This window comes from Klenkia sp. PcliD-1-E, from assembly GCF_024124375.1.
In the GTDB taxonomy this organism is placed as follows: Bacteria; Actinomycetota; Actinomycetes; order Mycobacteriales; family Geodermatophilaceae; genus Klenkia.
Genome location: NZ_JAMXRZ010000022.1, coordinates 14,646 through 26,511, shown reverse-complemented (window position 1 = coordinate 26,511; position 11,866 = coordinate 14,646). Strand labels below are relative to the sequence as shown.

Annotated in this window: 13 protein-coding genes; 6 read left to right on the top strand and 7 right to left on the bottom strand. The window is 74.5% G+C overall.

Annotation, left to right across the window (positions count from 1 at the left end):
* Positions 1-124 precede the first annotated feature (124 nt).
* The 3 genes from NH342_RS06515 to NH342_RS06505 are packed head-to-tail and all read left to right on the top strand — an operon-like array spanning position 125 to position 2,454.
* Positions 125-1,078 carry an ATP-binding protein gene (locus NH342_RS06515; protein ID WP_253012894.1) on the top strand — a complete coding sequence of 318 codons (954 nt, stop codon included), beginning with the start codon at positions 125-127 and terminating at the stop codon, positions 1,076-1,078.
* A 33-nt stretch (positions 1,079-1,111) separates the two neighbouring features.
* Positions 1,112-1,930: an SDR family oxidoreductase gene (locus tag NH342_RS06510; protein WP_253012892.1), complete on the top strand. Its 819-nt coding sequence runs from the start codon at positions 1,112-1,114 to the stop codon at positions 1,928-1,930.
* Positions 1,927-2,454, top strand: coding sequence for a MarR family winged helix-turn-helix transcriptional regulator (locus NH342_RS06505; RefSeq protein ID WP_253012890.1), 528 nt, complete (start codon positions 1,927-1,929; stop codon positions 2,452-2,454). The genes NH342_RS06510 and NH342_RS06505 overlap by 4 nt, the downstream gene beginning before the upstream one ends.
* Here NH342_RS06505 and ald read toward each other — a convergent pair.
* Positions 2,434-3,576, bottom strand: coding sequence for an alanine dehydrogenase (gene ald, locus NH342_RS06500; RefSeq protein WP_253012888.1), 1,143 nt, complete (start codon positions 3,574-3,576; stop codon positions 2,434-2,436). The genes NH342_RS06505 and ald overlap by 21 nt on opposite strands.
* Positions 3,577-3,674: 98 nt before the next feature.
* Between ald and NH342_RS06495 the strand changes: the two genes are divergently transcribed.
* Positions 3,675-4,127, top strand: a complete 453-nt coding sequence (locus NH342_RS06495; RefSeq protein ID WP_253012886.1) for an Lrp/AsnC family transcriptional regulator — start codon at positions 3,675-3,677, stop codon at positions 4,125-4,127.
* Between the two features lie 12 nt (positions 4,128-4,139).
* Here NH342_RS06495 and NH342_RS06490 read toward each other — a convergent pair whose 3' ends face one another.
* A complete protein-coding gene (locus NH342_RS06490; protein ID WP_253012884.1) occupies positions 4,140-4,460 on the bottom strand; it encodes a hypothetical protein in 321 nt (106 codons plus the stop codon).
* A 177-nt stretch (positions 4,461-4,637) separates the two neighbouring features.
* Between NH342_RS06490 and NH342_RS06485 the strand changes: the two genes are divergently transcribed.
* On the top strand, positions 4,638-6,053 hold the full coding sequence (locus tag NH342_RS06485) for a YcaO-like family protein (RefSeq protein WP_253012882.1): 1,416 nt from the start codon (positions 4,638-4,640) through the stop codon (positions 6,051-6,053).
* On the opposite strand, the gene NH342_RS06480 is transcribed toward NH342_RS06485, so the two are convergent.
* The 5 genes from NH342_RS06480 to NH342_RS06460 all read right to left on the bottom strand — a co-directional run bounded on the left by NH342_RS06480 (position 6,054) and on the right by NH342_RS06460 (position 10,544).
* The gene (locus tag NH342_RS06480) at positions 6,054-6,905 is read right to left on the bottom strand and encodes a carbohydrate ABC transporter permease (protein WP_253012880.1); all 852 of its coding nucleotides are present in this window, start codon (positions 6,903-6,905) and stop codon (positions 6,054-6,056) included.
* Positions 6,902-7,846: a carbohydrate ABC transporter permease gene (locus NH342_RS06475; RefSeq protein ID WP_253012878.1), complete on the bottom strand. Its 945-nt coding sequence runs from the start codon at positions 7,844-7,846 to the stop codon at positions 6,902-6,904. The genes NH342_RS06480 and NH342_RS06475 overlap by 4 nt, the downstream gene beginning before the upstream one ends.
* Positions 7,843-9,138 carry a sugar ABC transporter substrate-binding protein gene (locus NH342_RS06470; protein ID WP_253012876.1) on the bottom strand — a complete coding sequence of 432 codons (1,296 nt, stop codon included), beginning with the start codon at positions 9,136-9,138 and terminating at the stop codon, positions 7,843-7,845. The genes NH342_RS06475 and NH342_RS06470 overlap by 4 nt, the downstream gene beginning before the upstream one ends.
* Before the next feature lie 64 nt (positions 9,139-9,202).
* Positions 9,203-10,276, bottom strand: coding sequence for a hypothetical protein (locus tag NH342_RS06465; protein ID WP_253012874.1), 1,074 nt, complete (start codon positions 10,274-10,276; stop codon positions 9,203-9,205).
* A 112-nt stretch (positions 10,277-10,388) separates the two neighbouring features.
* Positions 10,389-10,544 carry a hypothetical protein gene (locus NH342_RS06460; RefSeq protein WP_253012872.1) on the bottom strand — a complete coding sequence of 52 codons (156 nt, stop codon included), beginning with the start codon at positions 10,542-10,544 and terminating at the stop codon, positions 10,389-10,391.
* A gap of 235 nt (positions 10,545-10,779) precedes the next feature.
* Between NH342_RS06460 and NH342_RS06455 the strand changes: the two genes are divergently transcribed.
* Entirely contained in the window at positions 10,780-11,790 is a 1,011-nt protein-coding gene (locus NH342_RS06455; protein ID WP_253012869.1) for a LacI family DNA-binding transcriptional regulator, read from the top strand.
* Positions 11,791-11,866: the final 76 nt, after the last annotated feature.

The window sequence follows — 11,866 nt, the reverse complement described above, 5'->3', positions numbered from 1 at the left end:
CGGGGGGTGACCGCGCAGGTCGACCGGTCAGGGGGGACCATGCTGGGGGTGGGTTCGGCCGGTGCCGGGTGTGCACCACCGGACCGGCATGGTCGCGCGAGGGTTCCGTCAACGGGGAGGGCACGTGCAGGTCGACGCGGGCACCCCCGACCGGGTGCACGGGCTGGTGGCCCCCGCCACGGACGACGAGCTGCTGGCGACCGTGCTGGGCTGGGCGCGGGCCGGCGTGGCCGCCGGGGACCTCACCGTGGCCGTCGTCCTGCCGTGGGTCGCCCAGCACGTGCGTGCCGAGCTGCCCGAGGTCGAGGTCTGCGAGCTCGGGCTGGTGACCCCGCGCGCACCCGACGGCATCGCGATGCACCTGGAGCTCGTGCGGCGGGCCACCGCGGAGGGCCGGCGGCTGCGGGTCGTCGGCCAGCTGCACGAGGACAGCGGGGACCTGCGGGTGTGGGACGAACGGGTGCGCAGCGAGGTCGCCTACGAGCACGTGGTGGGGGCCGTCCCGGTGTCCACCCTGTGCGTCTACGACCGGCGCACCACCCCACCCGGCGTGCTCGAGGCCGCGCTGCTCACCCACCCGCAGCTGGTGGTCGACCACCAGCTGCAGGCCAACCCCGCCCACCTGGCCCCGGCCGACGCGGTCGCCGCCCTCGGCACCCCGGTCGAGCCGTTGCAGGCCACCGCCCCGGTCTTCGCCGCCGACGACGTCCCGACGTTGCCGGAGCTGCGGCACGCCCTGTCGGCGGCGCTGCGCGGCCGCTTCGCCGACCGCGACGTCGAGGAGGACGTCCACCTGGCCGCCAGCGAGATCGCGGCCAACGCCTTCCGGCACGGCGGGCGTCCGGTCTCCGCCCGCGTCTGGGCCGACGCCGACCGGGTCGTGGTCACCGTCTCCGACGGCGGGCAGCACGGCTTCGACGGCCGGCTCGCCGGCTACCGCCCGGCGCACGGGGACGACCTCTCGCACGGCGGCATGGGCCTGTGGCTGGCCCGCAAGCTGTGCGACCACGTCGACGTCGAGCAGACCGCGACCGGTCTCGTCGTCCGGTTGACCACCGCCGCGCGCGCCCGGGCTTGACGTGGGCGGTACCTCACCGCTGAGGTAAGCCCTGTGATCGTGGTGACGGCGGCCGGGGGCAGCACGGGGACGGCGGTGGTGCGCGCGCTGCGGGGGCGCGGGGAGCAGGTGCGCGCCGTGGTGGGCAGCGACCGCCCGCGGCCCGGGCTCGACGGTCTCGGTGCGGAGGTGGTCGTGGCCGACCTGGTCGGCGACCCGGCCGGCCTGCCGCTGGCCGGTGCCGACGCCCTGTACCTGATCTGGCCGAACTTCGAGCCCACCGAGGCCGCGGGCGCCCCGACCGCCTTCCGGGCGGCCCGCGACGCCGGGGTGGGCCGGGTGGTCTACCACTCCGTGCTGCGCCCGCAGCTGCGCTCCATGCCGCACCACGCCGCCAAGGACCGGGCCGAGGAGGCCCTGGACACCGCCGGCGTGCCCTGGCGGGTGCTGCAGCCCTGCGCCTACGCGGACAACCTGGACGACGCCCTGGCCGCCGCGGCGACCACCGGGGAGCTGCGCAGCGCGTGGGGCACGAAGCAGGCGCAGTCCTTCGTGGACCTGCGCGACGTCGCCGACGCCGCGGCCGTGCTGCTCACCGAGGACGGCCTGGACGGCGGCACCTTCGAGGCGGTCGGGCCGCAGCCGCTCACCGCCCCCGGCGTGGCGGCCCTGATGGCGCAGCGGCTGGGCCGGGCCGTGGTCGCGGTCGACGCCCGGGCGCCCGAGCGCGACGACTACGCCGGCCGCTGCCTGCGCACGATGCTCGAGCACTACCGCGCGCACGGGTTCACCGGCAGCCCCCGGGTGCTCACCGACCTGCTCGGCCGGGCGCCCCGCACGTTCGCCGAGCACCTCGAGGGGGTCGCGGCGTGACCGGCGACGCGATGGACGTCATCCTCGCCCAGTGGGCCCGGGAGCGGCCGGACCTGGACTGCTCGCCGATGGGCATCATCGGGCGGATCTCGCAGCTGCAGCGCGAGGTGCACCTCGCCCAGCGGGCCACCTTCGCCCGGCACGGCCTGGACGCGCCGTCCTTCGACGTGCTGGCCGCGCTGCGGCGGGCCGGCGAGCCCTACCAGCTGACCCCGACCGCGCTGATGCGCACCGCGCTGGTCACCAGCGGCGCCATCACCCAGCGGCTGGACCGGCTGGAGGAGAAGGGGCTGATCACCCGGGAGCGCAGCGAGGCCGACGGCCGGGCCGTCGTCGTCACCCTGACCGGGGCCGGGCGCGCCGCGCTGGACGCGGCGCTGCCCGACCACCTGGACACCGAGCACGGCATGCTGGCCGGCCTCAGCGCGACCGACCGGGAGCAGCTGGCCGAGCTGCTGCGCCGGTTCCTCGTCGCCCTGGGCCGGGTGCCCGACCGCGGGACGTCAGAGCAGGTCGGCGGCTGAGGTCCAGGGCAGGCCGTGCGCGGCGGCGACCGGCTCGCTGGTCAGCTGCCCGCCCAGGCTGGTGAGCCCGTGGGCCAGCACAGGCGACGACGCCGCGGCGCCGCGGACCCCGTGGTCGGCGACGGTGACCAGGTAGGCCAGCGTCGCCGACGTCAGCGCGAGGGTGGAGGTGCGGGCGACCGCGCCGGGGATGTTGGCCACGCAGTAGTGCACGACCCCCTCCTCGACGTAGGTCGGCTCGGAGTGCGTGGTGGCCCGGCTGGTCTCGAAGCAGCCGCCCTGGTCGATGGCGATGTCGACGGCGACGCTGCCCGGCCGCATCGAGGCGATCATCTCCCGGCTGACCAGCTTCGGGGCCTTGGTGCCGGGCACCAGCACGGCACCGATGAGCACGTCGGACTCGGCGACGTAGGCCGCCAGCCGGGCGCGGTTGGGCTGCACCAGGTCCAGCCGGCCCTCGAAGACGTCGGAGAGGTAGGCCAGCCGGGCGGGGTTGGTGTCGAAGACCCGCACGATCGCCCGCATGCCGACGGCGATCTTGGCCGCCTCGGTGCCGGACACGCCGCCGCCGATGATGGTGACCTTGGCCGCCGGGGTGCCGGGGACGCCGCCCATGAGCACCCCGGCACCGCCCGCCGGGCTCTCCAGGTGGTGCGCGGCGGCCTGCACGGCCATCCGGCCGGCGACCTCGCTCATCGGCGTCAGCAGCGGCAGCCGGCCGTCGGGGGTCTGCACCGTCTCGTAGGCGATCGAGTCGATGCGCCGCTGGACCAGGAAGTCGGTCAGTGACCGGTCGGCGGCGGCGTGCAGGTAGGTGAACAGCTGCTGGCCCTCGCGGAAGCGGTGGTACTCCGCGGGCACCGGCTCCTTGACCTTGACCACCAGGTCGGCCTCGGCGAACACGGCGTCGGCGTCGGCGACCACGCGGGCGCCGGCGGCGGCGTACTCCTCGTCGGTGAACCGGGAGCCGGTGCCGGCGCCGGACTGCACGATGACCTCGTGGCCGTGGTGCACCAGCTCGGCGGCGCCGTCGGGCTGCAGCGAGACGCGCTGCTCGTTGTCCTTGATCTCGCTGGGGATGCCGACGCGCACGATGTCCTCCTGGGTGACGGGTGACACCATCTCAGCGGTCCGCTGCGGTCCACGACCAGAGGAGCCGAACAAGTGCGCAGAACTCGACCACTGAACCGCATCTGCTGCGGCCAGTGCCCGTGACGGCCATGCCCCGCCGAACGCTGGACGACGTCGACCGCCGGTTGCTGGAGCTGCTGCGGGCCGACGGGCGGCGGCCGAACAACCAGCTGGCGGCCGCGGTGGGGCTCTCGCCGTCCACCTGCCTGGCCCGGGTGCGGGCGCTGGTGGCCGACGGCGTCATCACCCGGTTCACCGTCGACGTGGACCCGGAGGCGGTCGGGGACCCGCTGCAGGCGCTGGTCTCGGTGCGGCTGCGCCCGGGGGCGCGGCACCAGCTGACCACGTTCGCCGACGGGCTGCGCCAGCTGCCCGAGGTGGCGCAGTTCTTCTACCTGGCGGGGGCGGAGGACTTCGTCGTCCACGTGCGGGCCCGGGACACCGCGCACCTGCGCGACTTCGTCACCGACCGCATCTCCACCCAGCCGATGGTGGCCGCGACCAACACCAGCCTGATCTTCGAGCACGAGCGCGGTCGCTGACCGCGCCGGGGGTCAGTGGGTGTCGGCGGCCGGCAGGGCGTCGACGCCGGGCACCCAGCGGAGCGCACCGTCCAGGGTGAGGACGACGACCTCGTCCACCTCGGCGGGCAGGTCCAGGCCCGCGAGCAGGGTGGTGACCGACTGGGCGGCGGCGGCCATGGCGCGCTGCACGTCGGAGGCGGTGGTGGTGGCCTCGAGGTAGAACACCTCGGGCACGTGGGGGTCCTCGCGCACGGCGGTGCCCTCGGGGGCCTCCAGCCGCAGCGCCACACCGACCTCGAAGGCGTGCCGCGGGTCGGTCTCCACGACCGCGCAGGTGATGAAGGTGTGCACTGTTCTCCCGTCTCCGTCCAGCGGCCGGCCCGGCCGGTGCTGGAACCGTTCCCACACGGTGTTCGCAGTCAGGGGTGCCCGTCAACGGGCCGAACATGCTTCAGCGCTGAGATATCACCCGCTGGGGTCACTCCGGTCCCCGAGCGGGTCACGGACGCCACGGGCAGAGTCGTCCGGGTGACCGACCCGGCCGCGGCCTACCGCGCAGCCCTCCCCGACGGCTCGACCACCCAGCTGGACCTGCGCAGGTACGACCGGACCGGTGTCCCCGTGGTCGCCACCGTCTGGCGGTCCGCGGACGGCACCCGGTCCGGCCACGGCGTCGGCTACGGCGCGACCGGGGCCGCGGCGGCGATCGGCGCGTGGGGCGAGCTGGCCGAGCAGGTCCTGCTGGACGACGCACTGCTCCACGTGGAACCACGGACGGCGACGTACGCCGAGCTGGTCGCCGAGCGGGGTGTCGACCGGGTCGCCGACCCCCGCACGCTGGTGCTCCCCGCCGGTGCCGACCCCGACCGGCCGTTGCGCTGGCTGCCCACCACGCGCTGGGCCACCGGCGAGGAGGTGCTGGTCCCCGCCGAGTTCGTCGCCCCGCACGCCGGCGGCATCGCGGCCGACCCTCCGTCCGGGGGCTGGCTGGTCACCCCGATCACCAACGGCATGGGCGCCGGCGACACGGCCGAGCGGGCCGTCGCGCACGGCATCGGCGAGCTGCTGCAGCGCGACGGCGACACCGTCGACTTCCGGGCGCTGGACACCGGCCGGGTGGTCACCGGCATCACCGACCCGCCGACGGTCGCGCTGCTGGAGGACCTGCGGGCCCGGGGCCTGGACGTCGTGGTCAAGCTGGACAGCACCGGGTTCGCCGTCGTCGTGCACGCGGTGGCCCGCGATGCCGCCGCCGACCCGCCGGTGGTGCTCAGCGCGGTCGGCGAGGCCGCCGCGCCCGACCGGGCCGAGGCGGTGCGCAAGGCCGTGCTGGAGCTCGCCTCCTCCCGGGCCCGGCGGGCGTTCGCCTTCGGCCCGCTGGACCGTGTGCGCGAGCTGCACCCCGACTACCTGGCCGCCGAGCTCGCCGTCCCGTTGCCCCCGCAGGAGGAGCGCGCCCTGGCCGCGATGACCGCGTGGGACGGGCTGACCACGGCGCAGCTGGACGAGCTGCTGGCGCCGATGTGGCGGCGGACCTCCGAGGTGGCCTTCGCCGACCTGCCGACGTCCGCGGTGACCGGGCCCGCGGACACCCTGGCGCTGTACCGGGAGCGGCTGGCCGGCTTCGACCTGCTGGTGGCTCCGGCCCGGGTCGGGGACGTGCACGTGGCGAAGGTGCTGGTGCCGGGGCTGGAGGTGGAGACGCTGTCCTACGGCCGGATCGGCGAGCGGGTGCTGCGCCGGCTGCTCGACCGCGGCTCGCACCTCGTGGGCCTCGGCGCGCCTTCCGGGCCCGATCGGCGGCCGGTGGTGCTCACCCCCGAGGCGACCGAGCGGGTCGGCGGCCCGGCCTGGCTGGACGTCGCCGCGGTCGCCCGGACGGTGGGCGAGCTCTACCCCCTGTACCGCGAGCCGACCCGGCACGCGCCCCAGCGGCTGACCTGATCAGCGCAGCCCGCTGCGGGCGACCCCCTCGACGAACTGACGCTGGGAGAGCGCGAAGACCACCAGCACCGGCAGGGTCGACAGCAGGGCCATGCCCATCAGCGCCGGGTAGTCGGTGCCGTACTCGCCCTGCAGGAACGACAACCCGATCGGCACGGTGAACAGCTGCTGGTCGTTGAGCACGATGAGCGGCCAGGCGAACTCGTTCCACCGGTACATGAACGTGAGGATCACCAGGACGGCGATCAGCGGCCGGCTCATCGGCAGCACCACCGACCAGAAGATCCGCAGGTGGCCGGCGCCGTCCAGCCGGGCGGCCTCCAGCACCTCGTCGGGGATGCCGAGCATGAACTGCCGGCACAGGAAGATGCCGAACGCCTCGGCCGCCCGGGGGATGATCACCGCCCAGTAGGAGTTGATCCAGCCCAGCCCGGCGACCAGCTGGAACTGCGGCACCATCACGACCTGCACCGGGATCATCAGCGTCGAGACGATCATGATGAACACGACCTGCTGGCCGCGGAACCGGTACTTGGCCAGCACGTAGCCGGCCAGCAGGTTCAGCGTCACCGACAGCGCCATGGCCACCAGCGCGATGGCGGTCGAGTTGAGGAAGAACTGGCCGAAGGGCAGCAGGGTGAACGCCCGCCGGAAGCCGTCCAGGGTGGGGTTCTCCGGGAAGAAGCGCAGCGGGCCGCTGGTCAGCGCGCCCTGGTCGCTGAAGGCGGTCACCACCATCCAGTACAGCGGGAACAGCATCACCAGCGCGCCGGCGACCAGGCCGACCGCGCGCCAGGAGGCCCAGCCGGCGCCGGCCCGCAGTGACCGCCCGGTGCGGGGGGCGGCGGTCACAGGTCGGCCTCCTGGGCGCGCTGCCGGCGGTACCAGAGCGCGGTGAGCACGGCGATGAACAGGTAGGTGACGACGCCGATGGTCGCCGCGTAGCCCTGCCGGCGGGCGTCGAAGCCCTCGGCGTAGGCGTAGGTCACCAGCATCTCGGTGGCGTTGCCGGGCCCGCCGCCGGTGAGCACGTAGACGATGTCGAAGACCTGGAAGCTCTCGATGACCCCGAGCACCACCAGGAAGATCGTCGTCGGCTTGAGCAGCGGGACCACGACGTAGCGCAGGCGCTGCCAGCGGCCGGCGCCGTCGGTCTGCGCGGCCTCCAGGTACTCCTTGGGGATGGACTGCAGACCGGCCAGGTAGACCACCATGACGAAGCCGATCTTGGTCCAGATGCTGATGAGCACCAGGGACCCCATGGCGCCGGCGGCGTCGGACTGCCAGGGCACGCCCTCCAGGCCCACCGAGCGCAGCAGCCGGTTGATCACCCCGACGTTCTCGTTGAAGATCCACCGCCCCGCGACGGCGATGACCACGCCGCTGATCACGTAGGGCACGTAGTAGACGGCCCGGAGCACGCCGCGGCCGCGCAGCGGCTTGTTCATCGCCAGCGCGATGCCCAGCCCGATGACCAGCGACACCGGCACGGTCAGCACGGCGTACAGGCCGGTGTTGGCGGTGGCCCGCCAGAACGTGGAGTCGCCGAACAGCTCGGTGTAGTTGTCGGCGCCGACGAACTCGCGCGGCCCGAAGCCCGACGAGGAGTAGAACGACAGCCACACGGTGGCCAGCAGCGGCAGGAACAGGAAGACGCCGAAGACCAGCAGGTTGGGGGAGAGCAGCCCCCAGGCGGCCAGCGAGTCGCGGGAGACCCGTCGACGGCGGCGGGGCGGCGGGGTCGGTCGCTCGGGTCCGGGTGCGGTGACCGCGGCCGGGGCCGCCGTCGTCACGCGAGCCGCCCGGTGATGTCCTCGGCGAGGTCGGCCAGCACCCGGGCGGGGTCGTCACCGGCCAGGAACGCCTGCTCCAGCCGGTCGACCATCGAGGCGTTGACGGCGTTGAACTGCGGCACGGTCACCTGCGCCGACAGCTCCGGGGTGATGGTGGTGGCCTGCTCCACGAACAGCTCCATGAGGTCGGGCCGGACGGCGTAGTCCAGCTGCTGGCCGAGCAGGGCGGTGCGGGTGGGCAGCACGGTGGCCTGCTCGCAGAACAGGGCCTGCTGCTCGTCGTCGGACAGGAACGCCAGGAAGTCCGCGGCGGCCTCCGGGTTGACCGACTGCGCGGTGGCCACCACCGCGTTGCCGCCGAGGTCGGCCGAGGCCCGCTCGTCGGCGGGCAGGAAGGTGGCGCCGTACTGCCGGCCGGCGGAGACGAAGGCGGGGTCGATGGTCGGCAGCAGGAAGTCCCCGGTGAAGACCATCGCGATGGTGCCGGTGGTGAACAGCTCGTCGACGTAGGAGCCCTTGGTCGACGTCGTGGGCGGCACCAGGCCGTCGGTGAAGAACGCCTGGGTGAACGCGAGCGCGTCGCGGCCCTCCGCGCTGTCGATGGCCGGGCCGGTGAGGTCGTCGGTGAGCAGCCGTCCGCCGCGCTGGTCGACCCAGTTGAGCCAGCGGTAGGCCCCGGCGAGCTGCCAGTTGACCCCGAAGGCGAACTGCGCCTCGCCGGTGGGCAGACCGGCGGCGATCGACCGGAACTCCTCCCACGTCCAGGCGTCGTCCAGCCCGGTGGGGATGCGCGCGCCGGCCAGGGCCTCGGTGTCGTAGAGGACCAGCGAGGTGTCGGTGTGGTGCGGCACGCCGTAGACCCGGCCCTCGCTCTGCACCGCGGAGACGAACGCGTCGTCGAAGCCCTGCAGGAACCCGCCGGGCAGCAGGTCGGTGAGGTCGAGCAGGGCGCCGCCGGCGGCGTAGACGCCGATGTCCTGGTAGGTCACCCGGAACAGGTCGGGGCCGCGGTTGCTGGCCAGGTTGGCGTCCACCCCGGTCAGCGCCTCGGAGAAGGGCACGACGTTGAACACCACCGGGACGCCGCTGGTCGCCGTCCACCGTTCGGCGACGGTGCGGAACGCGGCGAGCTCGGCCTCCCCGGCCCAGAGCGTGAAGCTCAGCCGGCCCTCGGTGCTGCCGGTGCCGTCGCCGCTCTGCAGCGCGAACCCGGTGCCGCAGCCGGTCAGGGCCAGCGCACCCGCCGCCGTCGCACCCAGGAACCCCCGCCGGGACAGCCGTGGTCCGTTCACCGCCCGAACACTGCGGCCTGTCCCGTTCCGCCGCCAGTCGATCGTGTGAACGGTCTTTGCGCAGTCAGTGGAGGCGCTGCACCGCGGCGTTCGACGTCCACAACCGGACGCCGGACGCCGCGACCGCAGCGTCCCCGGGCGCGGCCGGGTCGAACGGCGTCCCGCCCAGCCAGGCCCACCCGGCCGGACGGCGGCCGATGACCTCGGTCAGCCGGGCCAGCGGCCGGTGCACCTGCCGGTCGACGTCGGCGGATGTGCGCACGGACGCGGAGCTGGCGTGGGTGGCCGAGTGCCCGCACACCACGTGCCGGCCGGCGAGGTCGGCCAGGTCGTCCCAGGTCATCGCCAGCGGGGCGTCGCCGGGCAGGTCCTCCTCCAGCACGCCCAGGTCGTGCTCGGCGGCGAAGGCCCGCTGCTGCTCTGCGGGTGCGTCCAGGAACTCCGTCGGCGGGTAGAACCAGCCGACCAGGCCCAACTCCTCGCACAGCGGAACGGCGACCTGCGCGGCGCTGGCGAACCCGTCGAAGAAGGCGGGGACCACGCCGGGCCGCGGATCGGCCCAGCGGCCGGTGTCCAGCGCGGTGTGCAGGTCGGCCTCGGTGACGGGGGAGAAGCGGTCGGCGTACCAGGTGAGCTCGCGCCGCAGGTCATCGGCGTGGGAGGCGGGGGTGTTGTGCCAGTTGACGACGCGCAGGTGCCGGCCGTGCAGCACCGCGTCGACGACCACGGCCGCCTCGGCCTCGCGGGCGACGGCATCCGGCCGGCCGGTGTCCCCGGGCCGCCACGCCGCCAGCCCCGTGCCGCCGTCCCCGGTGTCGGAAGCTCTACCCGGGCCATCGGGCCTTGGGGACGGGGTAACGCTTCCGACACCCCGGGCGCCGGGGCGGAGCGTGATCAGGGCGAGGGCGGCGAGGGCGTCCTGGACCGTGGTGTCGGGGTCGGCGGCTCGCAGCACCCGCCAGGCGTGCTGGACCTCCGCCGCCAGCGCGCGGTCGGCCGGGTCGGCCGGGTCGGGGGTGCCGGTGGTCGCCGTCCCGGTGCGGTCCAGCAGGGCGACCAGCATCGCGACCCCGGCCCGGTCCTCGTCCTCGGCGGCCACCGCGCGGGCCGCGTCGAGCAGGTCGGCGTCGGTGGTCACGGCCGCGATGCAACCACCGCCCGGCCCCGTCCACCGGTCGAGCGGGGACCACCAACCCCGGGGTGGCCCGACATCCCCCACGGTCTGCGCGGTGGACGACGGCCCGCCACCGTCAGCGGCGTCCGGCCACCTCGGGGACCCGGGGTTGGGGGGACGGCGTCGGCGGCGGCGTGCCGCCCGGGGTGCGTCCGTGGCAGAGGTCGACCGCGTGGCCGGTCAGCCAGGCAGTGCCGAGGAACGCGGCCAGCTGGAGCAGTCCGACGATCACCGGGCCACGTCCGCGGCACGACGGTCCCGGGCCCGGCTCCACCGGCCCACCCCGATGTTGACCAGGGTCGCCAGCGCGGCCCATCCCACGACGATCAACGAGTCCATGCACCCAGTGGGCGCCCGGTCCGCCCGGGACCGGAAGGCCCTTGACGCGTCCCTGACGCCGACCCGCCCGGTCCTGACGCCGCCCGTGCGCCGAGGGGACGGCACCCGGTAGGACCTAAAGTGCTTTCGTGACCGACCCCAGCAAACCGGCGACCATCTACGACGTCGCCGAGCACGCCGGGGTCAGCATTTCGACCGTGTCCAACGTGCTCAACAAGCCCGACCGGGTCGCCGCCCACACCCGCACCAAGGTGCTGCAGGTGGCCGACGAGCTCGGTTACCTGCCCAAAGCGACCGCCATCGACCTGGCCCGCCGGCAGACCGGCCGGATCGGCGTCGTCGCGCCGTTCTCCACCTACCCCAGCTACCTGCGGCGCCTGGTCGGGGTCATGCGGGCGACCCGCGGGCAGGCCGTCGACATCTCGCTCATCGACCAGGAGTCGGCCGCAACCGCCAGCTCCCCGCTGCTGGCGAGCATGCCGATCCGCGGGGTGGTGGACGGGCTGATCGTGATGGGCGCCCCGATCGAGGTGAGCACGGAGGACCGGCTGGCCTCCCGGGGCCTGCCGGTCGTGCTCGTGGACGCCGACAGCGAGCGCTTCAGCGTGGTCAACATCGACGACCACGGCGCCGGGCAGCGGGCGGCGCGGTACCTGCTCGACCTCGGCCACCGGCGGATCGGCTACCTGTCCGAGTCGCAGGCGACGGACTACGAGTCCCAGGCCCGCCGACGGCTGGGCGGGTTCCGGTCCGAGCTGCGAGCGCATCCGGACGTCGTCCTCACCCCCACCCACGCCGAGGGCACCATGGCTGCGGCCCGCGAGGCAGCGCTGGTGCTGCTGGACCGGCCGGACCGGCCGACCGCGGTGATGGCGCACTTCGATGACCTGGCCCTGGGCGTGGTCCACGCCGCGGCCGAGCTCGGGCTGGCCGTGCCCGGCGACGTGTCGGTGCTGGGCTTCGACGACGGCCCGGCCGCCGAGGCCGCGGGGTTGTCCACCGTGCGGCAGCCCTTCGAGGAGTCCGGGTCCGTTGCGGCGGGGCTGCTCCTGGAGGCGATCGGCGGGGCGACCCAGCGCCGGAAGACCCTGCTGGACTGCGCACTCGTCGAGCGTCGGACCACTGCTCCGCCACGATGACCGAACTGTTGTAAAGAGCTTTACACGAAGAGCTTGACGTCTGTGACACGTCCCACTTACGGTTCGCGGACCGCCG